The 22,105-nt window shown below is 59.8% G+C and carries 17 protein-coding genes and 1 pseudogene; 5 read left to right on the top strand and 13 right to left on the bottom strand.

The annotated features are described in order from the left end of the window. The first annotated feature begins 88 nt into the window (after nucleotides 1–88). From ABH909_RS02525 to ABH909_RS02515, 3 genes are read left to right on the top strand one after another with little or no spacing between them, the layout of a single operon-like run. Complete coding sequence (locus ABH909_RS02525) at nucleotides 89–1,192, top strand: efflux RND transporter periplasmic adaptor subunit (protein ID WP_429430259.1); 1,104 nt, start codon at nucleotides 89–91, stop codon at nucleotides 1,190–1,192. Beyond that, nucleotides 1,189–2,256 carry an efflux RND transporter periplasmic adaptor subunit gene (locus ABH909_RS02520; protein WP_429430257.1) on the top strand — a complete coding sequence of 356 codons (1,068 nt, stop codon included), beginning with the start codon at nucleotides 1,189–1,191 and terminating at the stop codon, nucleotides 2,254–2,256. The genes ABH909_RS02525 and ABH909_RS02520 overlap by 4 nt, the downstream gene beginning before the upstream one ends. Next, nucleotides 2,253–5,303, top strand: coding sequence for an efflux RND transporter permease subunit (locus tag ABH909_RS02515; protein ID WP_429430255.1), 3,051 nt, complete (start codon nucleotides 2,253–2,255; stop codon nucleotides 5,301–5,303). The genes ABH909_RS02520 and ABH909_RS02515 overlap by 4 nt, the downstream gene beginning before the upstream one ends. A gap of 133 nt (nucleotides 5,304–5,436) precedes the next feature. Here the strand turns inward: ABH909_RS02515 and ABH909_RS02510 are convergent, their stop codons facing one another. The 13 genes and pseudogenes from ABH909_RS02510 to ABH909_RS02450 form a co-directional block, all read right to left on the bottom strand. Then, nucleotides 5,437–6,063, bottom strand: coding sequence for a class I SAM-dependent methyltransferase (locus ABH909_RS02510; protein ID WP_429430253.1), 627 nt, complete (start codon nucleotides 6,061–6,063; stop codon nucleotides 5,437–5,439). Between the two features lie 197 nt (nucleotides 6,064–6,260). Next, nucleotides 6,261–6,611, bottom strand: a pseudogene (locus ABH909_RS02505) (DUF6124 family protein); the annotation flags it as partial. Between the two features lie 397 nt (nucleotides 6,612–7,008). Then, nucleotides 7,009–7,653, bottom strand: a complete 645-nt coding sequence (locus ABH909_RS02500; RefSeq protein WP_429430251.1) for a methionine ABC transporter permease — start codon at nucleotides 7,651–7,653, stop codon at nucleotides 7,009–7,011. Further along, entirely contained in the window at nucleotides 7,643–8,764 is a 1,122-nt protein-coding gene (locus ABH909_RS02495; protein WP_429430249.1) for a methionine ABC transporter ATP-binding protein, read from the bottom strand. The genes ABH909_RS02500 and ABH909_RS02495 overlap by 11 nt, the downstream gene beginning before the upstream one ends. A gap of 2 nt (nucleotides 8,765–8,766) precedes the next feature. Beyond that, nucleotides 8,767–9,576 (bottom strand): MetQ/NlpA family ABC transporter substrate-binding protein, encoded by an 810-nt coding sequence (locus ABH909_RS02490; RefSeq protein WP_429430247.1) that lies wholly within the window; start codon nucleotides 9,574–9,576, stop codon nucleotides 8,767–8,769. Between the two features lie 145 nt (nucleotides 9,577–9,721). Then, complete coding sequence (locus tag ABH909_RS02485) at nucleotides 9,722–11,080, bottom strand: LLM class flavin-dependent oxidoreductase (RefSeq protein ID WP_429430245.1); 1,359 nt, start codon at nucleotides 11,078–11,080, stop codon at nucleotides 9,722–9,724. Continuing rightward, entirely contained in the window at nucleotides 11,080–12,273 is a 1,194-nt protein-coding gene (locus ABH909_RS02480; RefSeq protein WP_429430244.1) for an SfnB family sulfur acquisition oxidoreductase, read from the bottom strand. Before ABH909_RS02480 ends, ABH909_RS02485 begins: the two co-directional genes overlap by 1 nt. Nucleotides 12,274–12,311: 38 nt before the next feature. Then, on the bottom strand, nucleotides 12,312–13,553 hold the full coding sequence (locus ABH909_RS02475; RefSeq protein ID WP_429430242.1) for an SfnB family sulfur acquisition oxidoreductase: 1,242 nt from the start codon (nucleotides 13,551–13,553) through the stop codon (nucleotides 12,312–12,314). Between the two features lie 316 nt (nucleotides 13,554–13,869). Continuing rightward, nucleotides 13,870–14,628 carry a hypothetical protein gene (locus ABH909_RS02470; RefSeq protein ID WP_429430240.1) on the bottom strand — a complete coding sequence of 253 codons (759 nt, stop codon included), beginning with the start codon at nucleotides 14,626–14,628 and terminating at the stop codon, nucleotides 13,870–13,872. Between the two features lie 506 nt (nucleotides 14,629–15,134). Beyond that, the gene (gene tcyN / locus ABH909_RS02465; protein ID WP_007903118.1) at nucleotides 15,135–15,884 is read right to left on the bottom strand and encodes an L-cystine ABC transporter ATP-binding protein TcyN; all 750 of its coding nucleotides are present in this window, start codon (nucleotides 15,882–15,884) and stop codon (nucleotides 15,135–15,137) included. 4 nt (nucleotides 15,885–15,888) lie between these two features. Further along, nucleotides 15,889–16,554, bottom strand: coding sequence for a cystine ABC transporter permease (gene tcyL / locus ABH909_RS02460; protein WP_007903115.1), 666 nt, complete (start codon nucleotides 16,552–16,554; stop codon nucleotides 15,889–15,891). Next, nucleotides 16,554–17,348: a cystine ABC transporter substrate-binding protein gene (gene tcyJ / locus ABH909_RS02455; RefSeq protein ID WP_429430238.1), complete on the bottom strand. Its 795-nt coding sequence runs from the start codon at nucleotides 17,346–17,348 to the stop codon at nucleotides 16,554–16,556. The genes tcyL and tcyJ overlap by 1 nt, the downstream gene beginning before the upstream one ends. A gap of 313 nt (nucleotides 17,349–17,661) precedes the next feature. After that, the gene (locus tag ABH909_RS02450) at nucleotides 17,662–18,654 is read right to left on the bottom strand and encodes a D-cysteine desulfhydrase (protein ID WP_429430236.1); all 993 of its coding nucleotides are present in this window, start codon (nucleotides 18,652–18,654) and stop codon (nucleotides 17,662–17,664) included. A gap of 190 nt (nucleotides 18,655–18,844) precedes the next feature. On the opposite strand from ABH909_RS02450, the gene epsC reads away from it, so the two are divergent. Beyond that, complete coding sequence (gene epsC / locus ABH909_RS02445; protein WP_429430234.1) at nucleotides 18,845–19,771, top strand: serine O-acetyltransferase EpsC; 927 nt, start codon at nucleotides 18,845–18,847, stop codon at nucleotides 19,769–19,771. 367 nt (nucleotides 19,772–20,138) lie between these two features. Then, on the top strand, nucleotides 20,139–22,094 hold the full coding sequence (gene betT / locus ABH909_RS02440; RefSeq protein WP_185022179.1) for a choline transporter BetT: 1,956 nt from the start codon (nucleotides 20,139–20,141) through the stop codon (nucleotides 22,092–22,094). Nucleotides 22,095–22,105 lie beyond the last annotated feature (11 nt).

The following is a 22,105-nucleotide window of genomic DNA, read 5'->3' as shown; positions in this document are numbered from 1 at the left end:
TGCAGCAACCCCGTGCACTCGTGGAACACTGTTCTAAGCTCACAGTCGTATCGTCACTTGCACGTTCGTACAGCGCAAAGGAGTTTGCATGGCGGGTCCCGGATTGAAATTCATGGTTGGCCTGAGCCTCATCGCCTTGCTGACCGCCTGTGGCGATAAACAGCCTGTCGAGAAGGACCGCCCACGAGTCTTCGTGCAAGAGGTCAAGCCAACCGATTACGCCGCCGCAGTGACACTCACCGGCGATGTCCAGGCGCGCGTGCAAACCGAGTTGTCGTTTCGCGTCGGCGGCAAGATCATCCAGCGTATGGTCGATGTCGGTGACCGGGTTTCGGCCAAACAAGTGCTGGCCAAGCTCGACCCCAAGGACCTGCAAACCAGCGTCGATTCTGCCCAGGCCCAGGTCGTTGCCGAACAGGCGAGGGTCAAACAAGCCGCCGCCGCCTTCGTTCGCCAACAAAAACTCCTGCCCAAGGGCTATACCAGCCAGAGCGAATACGATTCCGCCCAAGCCGCCTTGCGCAGCAGTCAGAGTGCATTGACCGCCGCTCAAGCGCAATTGGCCAACGCCCGTGATCAACTGAGCTACACCGCGTTGATTGCCGATGCGCCGGGGGTGATTACCGCGCGCCAGGCTGAGGTCGGCCAAGTGGTACAAGCCACGGTGCCGATTTTCAGTCTGGCCCGGGACGGCGAGCGTGACGCGGTGTTCAACGTGTACGAATCACTGCTGAGTGAGCCGCCGTCGGACAGATCGATTGTGGTCAGCCTGCTCGACAACCCGAAAATCAAGACCACGGGCACCGTTCGGGAAGTCACGCCAGCCGTGTCCGCGCAGACCGGCACGGTGCAAGTCAAAGTCAGCCTGGACAGTCTTCCCGAGGGCATGCAACTGGGCTCGGTGGTGAGCGCCACCGCCAAGCCCGTCGGTAAAACCGCGGTTGAACTGCCGTGGTCGGCCCTGACCAAAAATGTCAGCGATCCGGCCGTGTGGCTGGTGGACGCCGAGGGCAAGGCGCAATTGCACACCGTCACCGTTGGCCGTTACCTGACCGGCAAAGTCATTGTCAGCGCTGGCCTTAAAGGGGGCGAAAAAGTCGTCACCGCAGGCGGCCAGTTACTGCATCCGGGTGTGCGCGTGGAGATTGTCGAAAACACCTACCAGCCCTCAGCGACAGGAGCTCAGCCATGAAGCGTCTGTTGCTGTTGTCCGCCGCTGCACTACTGGTTGCTTGCTCCAAGGAGGAAGCGCCGCCAGAACCGGTTCGGCCGGTGTTGTCTGTGGAAGTGAAGGCGCTCAATCAAGAAAACCTCGGCCGGTTTGCCGGCAGTATCCAGGCCCGTTACGAAAGCAACGTCGGTTTCCGGGTGCCGGGGCGTATCGCCAGCCGTAGCGTCGATGTCGGCGCCGAAGTGCAGAAAGGCGCGTTGCTCGCGACCCTCGACCCCACCGATCAGCAGAACCAGTTGCGCTCCGCCCAGGGTGATCTGGCGCGGGTTCAGGCGCAGCTCATCAACGCTCAGGCCAATGCCCGGCGTCAGCAGGAACTGTTCAATCGCGGGGTTGGCGCGCAGGCGCAGCTGGACATCGCCCAGACCGACCTGAAAACCACCCAGGCGTCCCTCGATCAAGCCAGGGCCGCCGTCGATCAGGCGAAGGACCAACTCAACTACGTTGAGCTGCGCACTGATCACAAAGCCATCGTCACCGCGTGGAACGCCGAAGCCGGGCAAGTAGTCACGGCCGGCCAGCAAGTAGTGACCCTGGCGCAGCCGGACATCAAGGAAGCGGTGATCGACCTGCCCGATACCCTGGTCGATCAGTTGCCAGCCGACGTGGTGTTCCAGGTCGCCTCACAACTGGACCCGAGCATCACCAGCACCGCCATCGTGCGCGAAATCGAACCCCAGGCGCAAAGCGCGACACGCACCCGTCGCGCCCGCCTGAGCCTGGCCGATACGCCACCGGGCTTTCGCCTCGGCACGGCGATCAGTGTGACCCTCAGCTCCGCGATCAAGCCGCGCCTCGAACTGCCGGTGAGCGCGCTGCAGGAGGTCGATGGAAAACTGCGAATCTGGGTCGTTGATCCACAGACGCAAACCGTTTCGCCACGGGAGGTCAGCCTGATCAGCCGGACCGATGCCACGGTGGTCCTGGCCAACGGCGTGAAAACCGGCGAGCGGGTGGTCAGCGCGGGTGTGAACAGCCTCAAACCGGGGCAGAAAGTGAAAATCGACGAGGGCAGCCCGCAATGAAAGGGAGTTTCAACTTATCCGAGTGGGCCCTCAAACATCAGTCGTTTGTCTGGTATTTGATGTTCGTCGCGCTGCTGATGGGCGTGTTCTCGTACCTGAACCTGGGGCGCGAAGAAGACCCCTCGTTCACCATCAAAACCATGGTGATCCAGACTCGCTGGCCCGGCGCGACCCAGGAACAGACCCTCAAGCAGGTCACCGACCGGATCGAGAAAAAACTCGAAGAACTCGACTCGCTCGACTACGTGAAAAGCTACACCCGCCCCGGCGAATCAACGGTCTTCGTTAACCTGCTCGACACCACCAGTGCCAAGGACATCCCGCAAATCTGGTACCAGGTGCGCAAGAAGATCAACGATATTCGCGGTGACTTCCCGAAGGGCCTGCAAGGGCCAGGGTTCAACGATGAGTTCGGCGACGTGTTCGGTTCGGTGTACGCCTTTACCGCCGACGGCCTGTCGATGCGCCAGTTGCGCGATTACGTGGAACAGGTGCGTGCTGAGATCCGTGAAGTCCCGGGGTTGGGCAAGGTCGAGATGGTCGGCGAGCAGGATGAAGTCCTTTACCTGAACTTCTCCACTCGCAAACTCGCCGCCCTCGGCATCGATCAGCGTCAGGTGGTGCAGAGCCTGCAATCACAGAACGCCGTGACCCCGGCCGGCGTGATCGAGGCCGGCCCGGAGCGGATTTCGGTGCGGACCTCGGGCCAGTTTGCCTCTGAAAAAGACCTGGCCAACGTCAACCTGAAGCTCAACGATCGCTTCTATCGACTGGCCGATATTGCCAACATCAGCCGTGGCTACGTCGACCCGGCCACCCCGGAGTTTCGCTTCAACGGCCAGCCGGCCATTGGCCTGGCGATCGCCATGAAGAAGGGCGGCAACATTCAGGACTTCGGCAAGGCGCTGCACCTGCGCATGGATGAGCTGACGGCGGACCTGCCGGTGGGCGTCGGCGTGCATAACGTGTCCGACCAGGCCGACGTAGTGGAAGAAGCCGTCGGCGGTTTCACCAGTGCGCTGTTCGAAGCCGTGGTGATCGTGCTGATCGTCAGCTTCGTCAGCCTTGGCGTGCGCGCCGGGCTGGTAGTGGCGTGTTCGATTCCATTAGTGCTGGCGATGGTCTTCCTCTTCATGGAATACAGCGGCATCACCATGCAGCGGATTTCCCTCGGTGCGCTGATCATTGCCCTCGGCCTGCTGGTGGACGACGCGATGATCACCGTGGAAATGATGGTCACGCGCCTGGAAATGGGCGAAACAAAAGAGCAGGCAGCGACCTTCGCCTACACCTCGACTGCATTCCCGATGCTCACCGGCACTTTGGTCACCGTCGCCGGTTTCGTGCCGATCGGCTTGAACGCAAGCTCGGCCGGTGAGTACACCTTCACGCTGTTCGCGGTGATCGCAGTGGCGATGCTGGTGTCATGGATCGTCGCCGTGCTGTTCGCCCCGGTACTCGGTGTGCATATTCTGAGCGCCAATGTGAAACCTCACGACGCAGAGCCTGGGCGCATCGGTCGGGCATTCAATGGCGGCCTGCTCTGGGCCATGCGCAATCGCTGGTGGGCCATCGGCATTACCGTGGCGCTGTTTGTGCTCTCGGTGTTTTCCATGCAGTTCGTGCAGAACCAGTTCTTCCCGTCCTCCGACCGCCCGGAAATCCTCGTCGACCTTAACCTGCCGCAAAACGCCTCGATCGCCGAAACCCGCAAGGTGGTGGACAAGCTTGAAGCGACGCTCAAGGATGACCCGGACATCGTGCGCTGGAGCACTTACATCGGCGAGGGGGCGATCCGTTTCTACCTGCCCCTCGACCAGCAATTGCAGAACCCGTACTACGCGCAACTGGTGATCGTCAGCAAAGGCCTGGAATCGCGCACGGCCCTGACCGAGCGTTTGCAAAAGCGCCTGCGCGAAGAATTCGTCGGTGTCGGCAGTTACGTCCAGGCGCTGGAAATGGGCCCGCCGGTGGGGCGGCCGATTCAGTATCGGGTCAGCGGTAAAGACATCGATCAGGTGCGCAGACATGCGATTGCCCTGGCGACCGAGCTGGATAAGAACTCGCACATCGGCGAAATCATTTACGACTGGAACGAGCCGGGCAAAGTCCTGCGCATCGACATCGCCCAAGACCGGGCACGGCAACTGGGGCTGTCATCGGAGGATGTGGCGAACCTGATGAACAGCATCGTCGTCGGCTTGCCGGTCACGCAAGTCGATGATGATATCTACCTGATCAACGTGGTGGGCCGTGCCGAGGATGCCGAACGCGGCAGTCCGAAAACCCTGGAGAACTTGCAGATCGTCACCCCGAGCGGCACGTCGATTCCCCTGCTGGCGTTTGCCACGGTGCGGTATGAACTCGAGCAGCCGCTGGTGTGGCGTCGTGATCGCAAACCGACCATCACCATCAAGGCCGCGGTGCGCGACGAGATTCAGCCGACCGACCTGGTGCAACAGCTAAAGCCGGAGATCGACAAGTTCGCCGCCAGTTTGCCGGTGGGCTACAAAGTCGCCACCGGCGGTACGGTGGAGGAAAGCGGCAAGGCTCAAGGGCCGATTGCCAAAGTGGTGCCGTTGATGCTGTTTTTGATGGCGACCTTCCTGATGATCCAGCTGCACAGTGTGCAGAAGCTGTTCCTGGTGGCCAGCGTCGCGCCGCTCGGGTTGATCGGCGTGGTGCTGGCGCTGATTCCGACCGGCACGCCGATGGGCTTCGTGGCGATCCTGGGGATTCTGGCGTTGATCGGCATCATCATCCGCAACTCGGTGATTCTGGTGACCCAGATCGACTCTTTCGAGAAGAGCGGCTACACACCGTGGGACGCGGTGGTGCAAGCCACGGAACACCGCCGCCGGCCGATTTTGCTGACGGCGGCAGCGGCGAGTTTGGGGATGATCCCGATCGCCCGGGAAGTGTTCTGGGGGCCGATGGCCTACGCGATGATTGGCGGGATCATCATCGCCACGTTGCTGACACTGCTGTTTTTGCCGGCGCTGTACGTGGCCTGGTACAAGGTTCGCGAGCCGAAGAAAGAGGCATAGAGGCGAGCGCTGCGCGCTCTATTCGCGAGCAAGCCCGCTCCCACATTGGATCGCGTCCGTCTGGACAACTCGGTCGAATGTGGGAGCGGGCTTGCTCGCGAAAGCGTCAGTACCGATACCTCAGACTTGCTGCTTACACCTTACGCCAAACACTCGCCAACCAAGGCTGCTGCTCCCGCGGCAGCCCCGTTGGCCGGTAGTAATGCTCAAGCTCCACAAACCCCGCCTCGGTCAGCATTTGCTGCCACACCTGAAGATCGTAATAAGCCCCATAACGCGGCCCGTTCCAGCCTTCCTGATTCTCGCCACGCGGGTTGGAACTGAACAACACACCGCCCGGTTTCAACGCCCCCCGCAGTTGCTTCAGCACCCGAGGCAACTCCTGGCTCGGAATGTGAAACAGCACCGCATTGGCAAAAATCCCGTCAAACCGCCCGGCCGGCAGGTCGAGTTTCAGAAAGTCTTGCTGCCAGACTTCGCAACCACTGTCCTCCCGGGCCATCTGCGCAAACTTTTCCGAACCGTCGAGGCCGACAGCGGTGTGGCCCAGGCGGGTGAAGGTTTTCAGATCGCGGCCAGGGCCACAGCCGAAGTCGAGAATGCTGAACGGCGCTTCACCCTGGATATGCCGCAACAGGGCATCGATGTTCTGGCTGACATCGTGATCACGAGTGCCCTCACGGAAGTCCTCGGCCACTGCGTTGTAATGGCCCAGGGTGGTGGAGGTGATCTGCTCCAGGTCGTCGGGAGTCTGTTTCATGGTTGGCTGCGCAGGTAATTGGGATTCGTCGAATATACGCCATGACGCCGAGGGCTGCTGCGCAGCCATTCGCGAGCAAGCCCCACACTGGATCGCGTCGAATACAAATTCCATGTTCACCGAAGATCAAATGTGGGAGCGGGCTTGCTCGCGAAAGCGGTATCACTGGCGATCAATGTCTTCAGCCAGACGCAACTCTGTTTCATCCCCAGACATTCAATGGACCGATCAACCATCGCCTTGGCAATCTCCAGCAAATGCCAGACGGAGAACACCAATGCCCGATCGGCCCCCTTGAGTTGATCGCCGCACTGATACGCCGTGACCGAGGCGCAGCGCAACAGATCCGCCACATAAAGCTGGGCGTCTTCGAAGCTCACGTCTTTGCTGACGTTGTAGAAGCGTAATTCATCGGGTGCTGTGGGTTGCTTGCCGGTGAGGTGGAAATCGATCGCACGGTAGAGCGCGGAACGGTCCTTGAGCAGGTCGTCGGTGAAGGCTTTGTTGGAGGATGTGTCTGGGGATGGATCTGGGATAGAACTATTCATAGGTAAATTCCTTGCGGGTTACCTGGCGAAATTCGGGCGACTAAACCCGATCACTGATTTGCAGTGACGAACCGAGACTAGCCACCAGATTCTGTCGGCGCAAGCGAGCGGAATGATCTAGGAAACGTCCTGCAAATGAAAGGGATCGGGCCTGCTGGCACTCTGATTTTCTTGTGCGAAATGTTCCCCAGAGGCTAGAGACAATACCTCTGGCGAGTGAGCTTTTCTGTGGCGAGGGAGCTTGCTCCCGCTGGGCTGCGCAGCAGACCCAAAACCATTCAATGAGGTGTGTCAGATAAACCGGGTAGGCAGGTTTTGCGATTGCTGCGCAATCGAGCGGGAGCAAGCTCCCTCGCCACAAAAGCTCTTGTCCGCAGTATGGGGGCAGGGATCATTCTCAGCGTTTGTTCAGGCCTTGAGCCAATCTGTCCCCACCCAACTGAATCACCGCCACCAACACCACCAGCAACACAATCACCGTCAACATGATCTGGCTATCAAAGCGCTGATACCCATACCGATAAGCGATGTCCCCCAACCCACCGGCCCCAATCGCTCCGGCCATGGCCGAGGAGTTGATCATGGTCACCAAGGTAATCGTGAACCCCCCGACAATCCCCGGCAGCGCTTCAGGCAACAACACATGCCAGACGATATGCCAGCGTCGGCAGCCCATCGCCTGCGCCGCTTCGATCAACCCATAGTCGACTTCCCGTAAGCTGACCTCGGCGATGCGTGCAAAGAACGGCGTGGCGGCGATGGTGAGTGGCACCACGGCAGCCCAAACGCCATACGTGGTGCCGACGATCAACCGGGTAAACGGAATCAGCGCCACCATCAAAATCAAAAACGGAATCGAGCGAAACAGGTTCACGAACGCGCCCAACGCACGATTCAGCGCCGGTGCTTCGTAAATCCCGCCCTTGGAACTGGTGACCAGAATCACCGCCAGCGGAATCCCCGCCAACAACGCGATCAGTGACGACACACCCACCATCAAAAACGTGTCGATAAAACCCTGAAGCAACCGATCAAACCACATAACCCAGCACCTCCACCTGTTGCGCCCAGTGGCCAGCGCGCTGACGCAATTCCTCGGCGCCGAGGGACGAGCGGGTCACCGCCAGCAGCAATTGCCCGAGCGCATGCCCCTGAATCCGTTCCACGCCCCCTTGCAGCAAGCGCACGCGGCCACCGAGGGCGCAGAACAGCGCCGCCAGGTCTGGCTCCTCGCTGGCGCTGCCGGTGAATTGCAAACGCAGCACCACAGCGGCGTCCGAAGACGGCGGTTGCGCCCGCAAACGGCTTTGCAGTTCTTCCGGCAGAGCGTGTTGCAATGGCGCGAGCAAGGTCTTGCTGACCTCATGTTGCGGGTTGCCAAAGACTTCCCAGACCGGCCCTTGCTCGACGATTCGCCCGTGCTCCAGCACCACGACCCGATCACAGATATCGCGGATCACCGCCATCTCGTGGGTGATCAGCACGATGGTCAAACCCAGCCGTTGATTGATCTCGCGCAGCAGGCCGAGGATCGATTGCGTGGTCTCCGGATCGAGGGCCGAAGTCGCTTCGTCACACAGCAGAATCTGCGGGTCATGCACCAGCGCGCGGGCGATGCCGATACGTTGTTTCTGCCCGCCGGACAGCTGCGCCGGGTAGGCGTTGTATTTGCCTTGCAGGCCCACCAGTTCCAGCAATTCACGGACTTTGCGCTCGCGCTGCTCCTTGGGCACACCGGCGACTTTCAGCGGCAATTCGACGTTCTGCCAAACCGTCTTGGCCGACATCAGGTTGAAGTGCTGGAAGATCATGCCGATCCGCCGCCGCAGCGCCACCAGGCGGTCTTCGTCGAACTCGCCGATGTCCACCTGATCGATCAGCACCCGCCCGCTGCTCGGTTGTTCGAGGCGGTTGATGGTGCGGATCAGCGACGACTTGCCGGCGCCGCTGCGACCGATGATGCCGAACACTTCACCACGCTGGATCGCCAGGTCGATGCCATGCAGGGCAGCCACCGGACCTTGCTGGCCGTTGTAGGTTTTGCCCAGGCCGATGAAGCGCACGTGGGCGCGATTGAGCTCTGGGTGCAGTTCGGTTTGTGTGGCGTTGTGTGGCTCCGGAAGTTCCAGTCGCCGTTGGATCGCGGCCGTCATGCTCAGCTTTCCCAGCCGGCTTGATAGAGCTTGCCGTGGGCTTTATCCAGCGCTGCACGAACGGCGGGCGAATGCTGGTAGATGTCGACGAATTTGATCAGCCGTGGGTCGGTTTTACTTTTCGGCTGGATCACGAACTGGATCACGTATTCCTTGTGATCGAGGCCATCGAACAGCAGGGCGGAACTGGCATCGAAGGTCTTCGACAGGCGAATGTAGGCCGGGTAACCCTGAACCAGATCGGCGTCGTCGTAGGCGCGCACCAGTTGCACGGCCTCGACCTGAAGGATTTTGATTTTCTTCGGGTTGGCGATGATGTCTTCTTCGGTGGCCTTGTAGCCAACGCCCGGTTTGAGGGTGATCAGCCCGGCCTTGGCCAGCAGTTGCAGGCCGCGACCGCTGTTGATCGGGTCGTTGGCGATGGCCACGCTGGCGCCTTCGGGCAACGCGTCGAAGCTTTTGTATTTTTTCGAGTAAAGGCCGACGTTGTTGATGATCCCCGGGGCGAACGGGACTAGGTCAAAACCGGCGGCGGCCTTGGCGTTTTCCAGGAACGGGATGTGCTGGAAATAATTCACGTCGATGTCTCCCGAGGCGAGGCTGACGTTGGGGGCGATCCAGTCGCTGAACTCCACCAGTTCGACGTTCAGGCCTTGTTTGTTGGCTTCTTCTACGGCGGCTTCCAGGGGAATGGCGAAGGCGGCGGTGGTGCCGACTTTCAGCGGCGGGTCGGCGGCGAAGGTGACGGAGCTGAAGAGGCCGAGGGCCAGGGCCAGTGCTTTGACTGGGTGGGTTAAGAGTTTTTTGGTCATGATGGTTTTCCAGTCAGGGCATTGAATGTGTGGTGTTGGGTCGGGCCTCTTCGCGAGCAAGCCCGCTCCCACAGTGGATGGAGTCGGGCACAAATTTTGTGTTCACCACAGATCTAATGTGGGAGCGGGCTTGCTCGCGAAGCTTTTAGCGCCGGTAACCGGCGCCCGTATGTTGTTCAGGCAAATGCGCCCCTTCGTGAAACAGCTTTTCCCGCAGGCTGCCGTTGTCGTAAGCGGTCTTGTACGACCCTCGGCGCTGTAACTCCGGGATCACCAGTTCAATGAAATCCACATAGCTTTCCGGCGTGACAATTCGCGTCAGGTTGAAGCCGTCCAGGCCGGTTTCGGCGATCCACGATTCCAGCTCATCCGCCACCTGCTGCGGCGAGCCGACCACGGTGATGTAGCGGCCACCGAGGGCGTGTTGTTCCAGCAGTTTGCGGCGCGTCCAGTCGTTGTTTTGCAGGTTCTTGGTGGCGGACTGGATGGCGTTGCTTTTCACGTACTGGATTGGTTCGTCGAGTTCGTACTCGGAAAAATCGATCCCGGTGGATGCCGAAAAATGCGCCACGCCGGCCTCGGCGCTGGCGTAGCTCAGGTACTCGGCGTGCTTGGCCCAGGCCAGCTCTTCGGTGGCACCGACAATCACATTCAGACCCATGAACACCTTGATGTCCCAGGGATAGCGCCCGGCTTCGACGGCGCTGGCGCGAACCTTGTCCACCTGAACCCGGGTCGACGATTTGTTCTGACCGCTGATGAACACGCACTCGGCATGCCGACCGGCGAACAGCAAACCGCGATCGGAACTACCGGCCTGGAACAGCACCGGCGTGCGTTGCGGCGATGGTTCGCAGAGGTGATAGCCCTCGACCTGATAGAACTCGCCCTTGTGCTCGACCTTGTGCACTTTGTCCGGCTGGGCGTAGATCCGTTGCTCGCGGTCGTTGAGCACCGCACCGTTTTCCCAGCTGCCTTCCCAGAGCTTGTAGAGCACTTGCAGGTACTCATCGGCCTGGTCGTAGCGGCGGTCGTGTTCCACCTGTTCGCTCAGGCCCATGGCCTTGGCGGCGCTGTCCAGATAGCCGGTGACAATGTTCCAGCCGACCCGTCCACGGCTCAGATGATCAAGCGTCGACAGACGTCGGGCGAACAGGTACGGCGGTTCGTAGGCGAGGTTGGCGGTGAGGCCGAAGCCGAGGTTTCTGGTGACCGCGGCCATGGCTGAGACCAGCAGCAGCGGGTCGTTGACCGGCAACTGGATCGACTCTTTGAGCGGCACGTCCACCGAGTTCTGGTAGACGTCGTACACGCCGACGATGTCGGCGATGAACAAACCGTCGAACAGTCCGCGTTCCAGCAACTGAGCCAGTTCAGTCCAGTATTCGATGGTTTTGTATTGGGTGGAATTGTCCCGTGGATGCGTCCACAGGCCATGGTTGATATGCCCGATGCAGTTCATGTTGAACGCGTTGAGCAGGATTTTCTTTTTGGCACCAGCCATCAGATGGTCCCTCGCAATGGAGGGTTTTCATCGTTGAGGTAGTAATTGCCGATGGCGTGATATTTCCAGCGCACCGGGTCGTGCAGGGTATGTACCCGGGCGTTGCGCCAGTGGCGATCCAGACCGTGTTCGGCCAGGGTCGCCTGGCTGCCCGCCAGTTCGAACAGTGTACTGCCGGCGGCAAGGGAGATTTCGGTGCTGATGGCCCGGGCTTCGGCAACCGCAATCGACGCGGCGGCGACGGTCTCGGCATTGGTGTCGGCCTGGGCCTGGTCGAGGAATTCGCCGGAGCGTTCCAGCAGGGCTTCTGTGGCGTGCAGACGGATACTCAAGTGGCCGAAGCTCTTGATGGTCAGCGGGTCATCGGTGGCTTTTTCATGAGTGGCGTCGATCCACGGCCGGGTCTTGGTGCGCACAAAATGCAGTGCATCTTCGTAAGCGGCGCGGGCGATGCCAGTGTCGATGGCGGCATGGAGAATCTGTGCCAACGGGCCGACGGTGGTCGGGCGCTCGAACGCACTTTGAAACGGGATCACGTCCTCGGCGGCGACATAGACGTCTTCGAACACCACCGAACCGCTGCCGGTGGTGCGCTGGCCGAAGCCACTCCAGTCGTCGATCACCGTCAGGCCTTTGCTATTGCTCGGGACGAAGGCCAATTGCTGCACGCCGTTTTCGTCCACTACTGACGTGGGGATGCGCTGGGCGTAAATCGCACCGGTGGCGTAGAACTTGCGGCCGTTGATGCGGTAGCCGTTGCCATCGCGAGTCAGGCTGGTGACGCGATCATGGGCGGTTTTGGTGCCCAGTTCCGCGAGTGCATTGCCGAAGCGCTGGCCGGCCAACACTTCGGCATACAAGCGTTTTTTCTGTTCATCGGTGCCGTTCACGCGCAGCACTTCAAGGGCATAGAAATGGTTCTGCGGGATTTGTCCGAGGGAGCCGTCGGCCTGGGCGATCAACGCGATGACCTTGGCCAAAGTGACGTTGGAAACCTCGGCGCCACCGTATTCCTTTGGCACGCTGATGCCCCAAAGACCCGAACGGGAGAATACTTCCAGCTCCGGGTACGGCAAACGACGCTCGCGGTCGCGCAGGGCGCTGTCGCGTTTGAAATCGTCGGCCAGGTCACCGGCGACAATCAGGGCTTGCTCATCGCTGGTGATGACCGCGACGTGGTGAGAAAGAGTCATGTGTTTCTCCAGGGATCTGGTCAAAAAGGTTCTGGTCGTCAGATCCAGGAATGCCGTGCAGGCAAGGTTCCATTGAGGTGGTAAGCGCCAACCGCGTGATACTTCCAGCGCACCGGGTCGTGCAGCGTGTGCACCCGGGCATTGCGCCAGTGGCGGTCGAGGTTGAATTCGGCGAGGGTGGCGCGGCTGCCGGCCAGTTCGAAGAGCTTTTCGCTGGCCAGCAGCGAGATCTCGGTGGTCAGCACTTTGGCTTCAGCCACGGCAATCGAGGCGCGCGCAGCGGACTCGGCGGTGAGCGGCGCGGCGTTGACCTGATCGAGTACTTGCCCGGCCTTGCGCAACAACGCTTCGGCGGCGTGCAGTTCGATTTTCAGCTTGCCGATGTCAGCGATCACATAGAGATCGTCGCTGGCCCGGTCGACCTTGGCGTCGATCCAGGGTCGTGCGCGTTTTTGCACGAATTCGATGGCGTCATCGATGGCGCCCCGGGCAATGCCGGCGTCGATGGCTGCTTGAATCAGTTGCGACACGGCGCCCTGAGTATTCGGGCTGTCGTTGATCTTCCAGTTATCCACCACCAGCTCGGCGTCGACCCGCACGTTGCTGAGCAAAAGGGTGCCGCTGGCAGTGGTGCGCTGGCCGAACCCCGACCAGTCATCAACGATGCGCAGCCCGGGTGTGCCGCGACGGACGAAGGCCAGCACTTGCTTGCCGTCGTCATTCAGCGCCTTGACGGCCACCCAGTGGGCGAACAACGCGCCGGTGGAATAGAACTTCTGCCCGTTGATGACGAAGCCATCGCCATCGGCGGTGATCCGCGCCTTGAGCTCCAGGGTGTTTTTGGTCCCGCGCTCCGGTCCTGCATTACCTATCCGCCAGCCTTCGAGCACGCTTTTGAACAGCTGCTTTTTCTGCGATTCGGTGGCGCTGCCGAGGATCAGGTTGAGAATCCCGAACTGGTTCTGCGGGATCTGCCCCAACGCTGGATCGGCTGCGGAAATGATCGCGAACACCGAGGCCAGGGTGACGAATGAAACCTGCGGGCCACCGTATTCTCGCGGGATGGAAATACTGCCCAGACCGCTGCGGGTGAACTGCTCGATTTCCGACCACGGCAACTTGCGTTGCTGGTCACGTTTGGCTGCTTGCAGGCGGGCGACTTGCGCCAGCTCATGGGCCGCCTTGATGGCTTGTGCGTCGTTGCGCAAGACCTGCGCGGGCAACAACAATGGGGCGATGTCCAGATCACTCTGGATTATTGCGTCTGCCAGACTGGACATCAGTGCCGCTCCTTGGCTGCACGCAATGCCCTGGCGATTTGCACTGGGGTGATTGTGTTCCGGACCATACCTACCTCACATCTCATGAAAGCGCCGCATGGGTTGCGGCGAACGAAAAACACGAATGTCCGGTGGTCCGGTGTATATACCCTAAGCGTGTATAAATAATTTATGAACTAACTTTTAGGAATATGCATAGAAGGTCATCGTCCTTAAAACCGCCAAGATCGCAGCCTTCGGCAGCTCCTACAGGGTGTACGCCAATCCAATGTAGGAGCTGCCGAAGGCTGCGATCTTTAGATGTTTTACAGGGGACTCACCGCTTTTGAGACTCCGCGGCTTTGAGCGCTTCTTTCGGCGGCAATTTCAGGTAGGGGTTGGCACAGCCGATCTTCAGTGTGCGGGCCGGTGCCCAGCGCGAGTTGTTACCTACGCGATCGAGGATGCAATAGGTCACTTCCAGTCGAAGGTCTTCGCCGGCTTCGACAATAATTGCCGGGGGCACCCACACCTGAATTGGCTGACCCACATCGCAAGCCTTGAGTTTGGGCAAGTCCATGCGTACATCGCCCCAGCGCAGGGTGATTTCGTCGTCGGCGGCCATGTTCAGGTAAGGTTCGATGGTCAACGGGACACCGCGCTTGACCTGATTCGGATTGACCCCCTGGCGGCGAATGGTCTCGGGGATGGAGACGGGCGCCAGGCTCTGGTTCTCCTCATCGCAAAGAAGCAGGCCGCCCGGGCAATCAAGTTTGCTCTGGACGCGCGCCGCCGGTGATACCGCCGGCCCTTGCCCCACCTGCATGACTTTGTAATGAACGCGGGCCGATCCATTGGTAATGAAGCTTTCCGGCACCCGCAGGCTCACGGCTGTGCCGCCATGGTCAGGGCCCAAGACACAGGAGGCCACGTAGCAGTTGTTCCAGAACAGCTCGATCAGATCGCCTTCATCCATGCCGGCGTAGGGTGGCACGTCGATCATAAGGTGCGCGGCCGAAGTGAGGTTGATCCCGGCCTTGTGGCTTTGCGCCAGGGTCGGGGCTGCAAGTTCAGGTTTGTTGGAAGTGCTGGTCATGGGCGTTCTCTCCTTGAGGCTTTGCCGCGAAGTCCATTTCTGAAAGATCGAAAGGCGTGAATTACCAAGCAACAAAACGATTCGCTATTGGCGCGATTAAATAATAATGAGTGGTGATGGCTGTTGCCTGTTGGGAACTAGATAAGAGTGCGTTTGAATAGGTGTCAATAGCGTCGGTTGGTTAAAGGTTAGTTCTTGCGTGATTCAGAAAACTCCTACGCAGTATGGTTAATAAACCGCATCACTCTGTCGAATAAAGTGTGGTATTTGGTGGGTTTTAAGCCTCTGAGGCAGTAACCCTCTGAGCGTGGAGTACCACGGAATTTTATAAATTTTAGGCGATATTAATCTGTTGCAGGACATATATATGTACCGCATGGGATGCCGGGAAGTTATTTAAGGTGGGGCAAATTACGCGGGCCGTGGAAAGATGCGATAGGCTTTTATAAGACAGAGTTAATGTCACTTCCTTCCATGGAAGTTGACAATTTTCGAGTGGGACAGCACTAAGCGTTATTAAGAAACTTGCTGAGAAACTGCTTCGTCCGTTCCTCTTTCGGGTTGGCGAACAGTGCCTTGGCTTCGCCTTGTTCGACGATCACACCCTTGTCGAAAAACACCACACGGTTGGCGACGTCCCGGGCAAAGCCCATTTCGTGGGTCACGATCACCATGGTGCGTTTCTCCTCGGCCAGGCCGCGGATGGTCGCCAGCACTTCACCCACCAGTTCCGGGTCCAGCGCCGAGGTCGGTTCATCGAACAGGATCACTTCCGGTTCCATCGCCAACGCCCGGGCAATCGCCACACGCTGTTGCTGACCGCCGGAAAGGCGTCGCGGGTAAGCGTCTTCCTTGCCCGCCAGGCCGACCTTGGCCAACAGCTTTTTACCCAGGGCAACGGCTTCGGCGCGCGGGATCTTTTTCACCACCAACGGGCCTTCGATCACGTTTTCCAGGGCGGTGCGATGGGGGAACAGGTTGAAGTTCTGGAACACAAAACCCACGTGCTGGCGCAAGCGCCGTACCAGGCTCTGCTGCTGGTTCAGGGGGCGGCTGCCATCGATCTCGATGTCGCCGACCTTGATCCGGCCGCTGGTGGGCTCTTCCAGAAAATTCAGGCAACGCAGGAAGGTGGTCTTGCCCGAGCCGCTGGGACCGATGATCGCCACCACCTCGCCTTCCTTCACCTGCAGATCGATGCCGTTGAGCACCACCTGACCCTTGAACTGCTTTGTCAGTTTTTCCACGACAATCATTGGGTCAGGACTCCTGGTCGTGCCGATTGACCCGCGCTTCCAACTGGTTCTGCAGGTGCGACAGGACAGTCGCCAGAACCCAGTAGATCAGCGCAGCGGCAAGATACATGGTGAAAATTTCGAAGGTGCGAGCGGTAATCAACTGTGCCTGGCGGAACAGCTCCGGCACCTGAATGGTGGCGGCCAGCGCCGTGTCCTTGACCAGCGAAATAAAGCTGTTGCCCAACGGTGGCAAGGCCGTGCGCGCCGCTTGCGGCAGGATGGCCCGGCGCAGGGTTTGCGCGCGGGTCATGCCGATACTGGCGGCGGCTTCCCACTGGCCGCGCTCGATGGAGCTGATCGCGGCCCGCAGGATTTCGCAGGCGTAGGCAGCCATGTTCAGCGAGAAGCCGATCAGGGCCGCTGGCAGCGGATCAAGTTCGATACCCAGTTGCGGCAAGCCGTAATAGATCACGAACAGTTGCACCAGCAACGGCGTGCCGCGAAAGAACGACACGTAGATGCGGGCGATCCAGCTCACCAGTTTGAAGCGCGACAGCCGCATCAACGCCAGGCCGAAGCCCATCAGCAGGCCGAAGAACATTCCGCCCAGGCTCAGGATGACCGTGTAGTACGCGCCCTTGAGCAGAAAGGGCGCGGAGTCCAGCGCAAGTTGGAAAGCTTCTCCCATTATTGAGTGACGTCAGCGCTGAAGTATTTTTCCGACAGCTTTTTCAGCGTGCCGTCGGCACGCAGCTTGTCGATGGCTTTGTTCACCGCGGCCAGCAGCTCAGGCTCGCCTTTGCGCAGGGCAATACCGGCTTCCTGGCGGGAGAACGCTTCGCCGGCGGCGGCAGTGTCCTTGGCCTTCCTGGCATATTCCAGCGCGGCCAGACGGTCGATCAGAATGGCGTCGATGCGGCCGACGCGCAGATCCTGGAACTTGGTCGGATCATCTTCGTAGGTGCGGATGTCAGCCTTAGGCACATTCTCTTTCACCCACTGCTCGTAGTTGGTGCCCAGACCGACACCGACTTTCTTGCCGGCCAGATCGGCGGCGGTCTTGATGGTGTCTTTGTTTTTGGTCAGGGTCAGCGCCTGAATCCCGGAAACGGTGTAAGGCGTGGAGAAGTCGTACTTCTTCTTGCGCTCTTCGGTGATGGTCACCTGGTTGATCACCGCGTCCAGACGCTTGGACTCCAGGGCGGCGAGGATGCCTTCCCATTTGGTCGGCTGCAGTTTGACCTTCACGCCCAGTTCTTTGGCCAAGGCTTCGGAGAACTCGACTTCGAAGCCGCTCAGTTTGCCGGCCTCGTCGACGTAGCTGAACGGTGGATAAGTGCCTTCCAGACCGACATTGATCACGCCTGCGTCCTTGATTTTTTGCAGCTGCTCACCAGCCACTGCCTGCCCGAGCAGGCCGGCGCTCAGCGCCAGGCCCAGCGAACCCACCAGCAGATTTCGACGTAATGCGGAAAAATTCATGACAAGCCCCTGTGTTTTCTTATGGAAGACGCTTAAGGAAAGTTGGCAAATTCGGGATTTGAACGACTGCGATATCCTGCCCTAAAGCAGCTTATGCGTCTTGCAGCAAATTCGCCTGCGGCGTGACTATATGATGTTGTATTTAGATTGGAAAATACTAAATATTAAATTTGTTATTCTTTTTGGAGATATCAGATGTTTTCGAAAAGATCGCAGCCTTCGGCAACTCCTACATGGATCATGCACGCCGCAAATTCCGGGTTAACCCCTATCCGTAGGAGCTGCCGAAGGCTGCGATCTTTTGATCTTTTTCTTAAAACACCGAGGTATAGGCAAACAACGCCGGCGCCCCACCGGTGTGCAGGAAGATGATCGGGCCGTCATTGAAGCGCTGGCGCCCGATGCCGTCGAGCAAACCGGCCATGGCCTTGCCGGTGTACACCGGATCCAGCAACAACCCTTCCTGGCTCGCCACCAGCTTCAGCGCCGACAATGTCCCGGCATTCGGCTCGCCATAACGCGGGCCGAAATATTCGTCCCACAAATCGATTTTGAAATTCGTCGGCAGGCTCACACCCAGCAGATCGGCCGTGCGCTCGGCGAGGCCCTGGACTTTCGGTCGTTGATCTTCATCGCTACGGGAAACAGTCACGCCGATCACTGGCAACTCCGGCAGTGCTTCGCTCAAGGCCAGCGCCAGGCCGCTGTGGGTACCGGCACTGCCGGACGCCAGCACCACGGCGGCGAAATTCAGCCCGGTGTCCTTGATCTGTTCAGCCAATTCCAGGCCCGCACGCACATAACCCAAAGCGCCCAATGCATTCGAGCCACCAATCGGCACCAGATACGGCTTTTTACCGTTACTACGCAGACGCGCGGCCAGCGCTTCCAATTGCTCATCGGCGTTGTCGAGGTTTTCCACCAATTCGACCTTGGCATCGAACAGGTCCAGCAACAGCCGATTGCCGTTGCCGACATAGTTGCTGTCGTCGGTGCCGAGCGGATTTTCCAGCAGCGCCACGCAGCCCAGGCCAAGCTTGGCCGCAATGGCAGCGGTCTGGCGCACGTGGTTGGACTGGATCGCGCCCGCAGTGATCAACGTATCAGCGCCTTGGGCCAGGGCATCGGCGGCCAGGTATTCGAGTTTGCGCAGCTTGTTGCCGCCCAGTGCCAATGGCGTCAGGTCATCGCGTTTGACGTACACATCGCGGCCCAGCCAGTTCGACAGGCGTTCGAGTTTTTCCAGGGGCGTAGGGTGACCGAGCAGGTCGAGGCGGTTAAAGCGGGCAAGCTGTTGTTTGATCATGGGTCCGTACTGGCGGAGGAAGATGTCAGGACTATAGGCACGGGTATTTGGTGGAGCAACTGCCAATCGCTTATAGCCAAAAGTATTGAGCACAGCACTATTGGTTCTTAATTCGGCTGCAAGCCGTTGCCGTAAAGTAATCGCGGTTATCGCGGCCAGACAGTCCGGCCGCCCGTGAGGAGTTTTTACCGTGAGCGAGCGTTCCAGCCATTGGCAATTGCAGAGCATCGTCAGCCAACTGCGTACGGCGCGCGAGCAGTGGCGCGCACAAAATGGCCGTGCCAGCGGCGAGCAGGGCGGTCGTGAGTTGCCGTCCCGAGCGGCCATGGCGGACATTCTCGAAGCCTTGTGCGGTGCGCTGTTCCCGATGCGTCTGGGCCCGGTGGATTTGCGCGAGGAAAGTGAAGATTTCTACGTTGGCCACACGCTGGACGTGGCATTGAACGCATTGCTGGCTCAGGCGCGGCTCGAACTGCGTTACGCCGCGCGCCACAGTGCCCAGGCCGACACTGAAGTCGAAGCCAAAACCATCCAGATCATTCAGGATTTCGCCCTCGCTTTGCCGGGCTTGCGCACTCTGCTGGACACCGACGTACTGGCGGCCTATCACGGCGACCCGGCGGCTCGCAGTGTCGATGAAGTGTTGCTCTGCTATCCGGGGATTCTGGCGGTGATTCACCATCGTCTGGCTCATCATCTGTATTGCGCCGGCTTGCCGCTGCTGGCGCGGATTAGCGCGGAAATCGCCCACTCGGCCACCGGCATCGACATCCATCCGGGGGCGCAGATCGGTCGCAGTTTCTTCATCGATCACGGGACCGGCGTGGTGATCGGCGAGACCGCGATCATTGGCGAGCGCGTGCGGATTTATCAGGCGGTGACCCTGGGCGCCAAACGCTTTCCGGCCGACGAAGATGGCCAGTTGCAGAAGGGCCACCCGCGGCATCCGATCGTCGAGGACGATGTGGTGATCTATGCCGGCGCGACGATTCTGGGGCGGATCACCATCGGCAAAGGCTCGACCATCGGCGGCAACGTCTGGCTGACCCGCAGCGTGCCGGCGGGGTGCAACCTCAGCCAGGCGAATTTGCAGCATGATGATGGGACGCAGAAGTAGACAGATAAACAGTCCTCACTGGATGTAGGAGCTGTCGAGTGAAACGAGGCTGCGATCTTTTGACCTTGAAAAGATCGCAGCCTCGTTTCACTCGACAGCTCCTACGGCTCCTACAAAATCCCCCAAACCCCGCGTAATACCCACCCTTGAGCTAGCGTACGAAAAGTACCGCCGAGCCCTGCGATTAGTCCTTAGCCCCCTATCCATGTTTAACTTGAACGCTCATTCAAGTTAAACCGCCGGTTTGCTGCCCGCTCACAACAGGAGGCTTGCCTTTGCCGAGTCCGTTATTGATTGCCCTGTTTCACCCCCTTGAGGTGCACTTTTCATGAGTGCACCGTCCACCCCCGCAAGCGGCCAGGTCCGCATGAATCCGCCGGTGTTTTACTTCGCGGCGACCTTCATTCTGTTGTTCGCCGTTGTGGTCATGGCGATACCCGAACAGGCCGGTGCCTGGCTTCTGGAAGCGCAAAACTGGGCGGCCAATACGGTCGGCTGGTACTACATGCTCGCGATGACGCTGTATCTGGTCTTCGTGGTGGTCACCGCCTTGTCTGGCTACGGCAAGATCAAGCTCGGTGCCGACCACGACGAGCCCGAGTTCAGTTACCTGTCCTGGGCCGGCATGCTGTTCGCCGCCGGGATCAGCATCACGCTGTTTTTCTTTTGCGTGTCCGAACCGCTGACGCACCTGGCGCAACCGCCGCAAGGCGAGGCCGGCACGGCGGATGCGGCGCGGCAGGCAATGCAGATTCTGTTTCTGCACTGGGGCCTGCACGGTTGGGGCGTGTTCGCCTTCGTCGGCATGGCGCTGGCTTATTTCGCCTATCGACATAACCTGCCGCTGGCTCTGCGTTCGGCGCTATACCCACTGATCGGCAAGCGCATCAACGGCCCCATCGGTTATGCCGTGGATGGCTTCGGCATCATCGCCACGGTGTTCGGCCTCGGCGCGGATATGGGCTTTGGCGTCTTGCACCTCAACTCAGGGCTCGACTACCTGTTCGGCATCGCCCACACCCAGTGGATTCAGGTCGGCCTGATCACGCTGATGATGGGCGCGGCGATCATCGTCGCCGTGTCTGGCGTCGATAAAGGCGTGCGGGTGATGTCCGACATCAACATGCTTCTGGCCTGTGCGCTGCTGCTGTTCGTGTTGTTCGCCGGCCCTACCCAGCACTTGCTCAACACATTGATCCAGAACATCGGCGACTACCTCGGCGCCTTGCCGATGAAGAGTTTCGACCTCTACGCCTACGACAAACCCAGCGACTGGCTGGGCGGCTGGACGGTGTTCTATTGGGCCTGGTGGATTGCATGGTCGCCGTTCGTGGGCCTGTTCATCGCACGGATTTCCCGGGGTCGGACCATCCGTGAATTCGTCTTCGGCGTGCTGTTGATTCCGCTTGGTTTCACCCTGGCGTGGATGTCGATCTTCGGCAACAGCGCCATCGATCAGGTCCTCAACCACGGCATGAGCGCGCTCGGGATGTCGGCCATCGACAACCCGTCGATGACCCTGTACCTGCTGCTGGAAACCTACCCGTGGAGCAAAACCGTGATTGCGGTCACGGTGTTCATCAGCTTCGTGTTCTTCGTGACCTCCGCCGACTCCGGTACTGTGGTGTTGTCGACGTTGTCCGCCAAGGGCGGTAACCCGGATGAAGACGGGCCGAAATGGCTGCGAGTGTTCTGGGGCGCGATGACGGCGCTGGTGACCAGTGCGCTGTTGTTCTCCGGCAGCATCGACGCCTTGAAGTCAGCGGTGGTGCTGACGTCGTTGCCGTTCTCGTTGATTTTGCTGCTGATGATGTGGGGGCTGCACAAGGCGTTTTATCTGGAATCGCAGAAGCAGATCGCGCAGCTGCATTCCCTCGCGCCGGTGTCCGGCTCGCGACGCGGCGGTTGGCGTCAGCGCCTGAGTCAGGCGGTGCATTTCCCGTCGCGCGATGAGGTCTATCGCTTCCTCGATACGACGGTGCGCCCGGCGATTGAAGAGGTGACGGCGGTGTTCGTAGAGAAGGGCCTGCACGTGGTCACTCAACCCGATCCGGCCAATGACAACGTCAGCCTGGAAATCGGTCACGGCGAACTGCATCCGTTCATCTATCAGGTGCAGATGCGCGGTTACTTCACGCCGTCCTTCGCCCGTGGCGGCATGGGTTCCAAGCAACTCAACAACCGTCGTTACCACCGCGCCGAAGTGCATTTGCGCGAGGGAAGCCAGGATTACGATCTGGTGGGCTACACCAAGGAGCAGGTCATCAACGACATCCTCGACCAGTACGAGCGGCACATGCAGTTTCTGCATCTGGTGCGTTGATTGAGGGGGGC

Origin of the sequence: Pseudomonas sp. BS3782 TE3695, assembly GCF_050435305.1 — a bacterium.
Classification (GTDB): Bacteria; Pseudomonadota; Gammaproteobacteria; order Pseudomonadales; family Pseudomonadaceae; genus Aquipseudomonas.
This window is presented reverse-complemented; position numbering and strand designations above follow the sequence as displayed.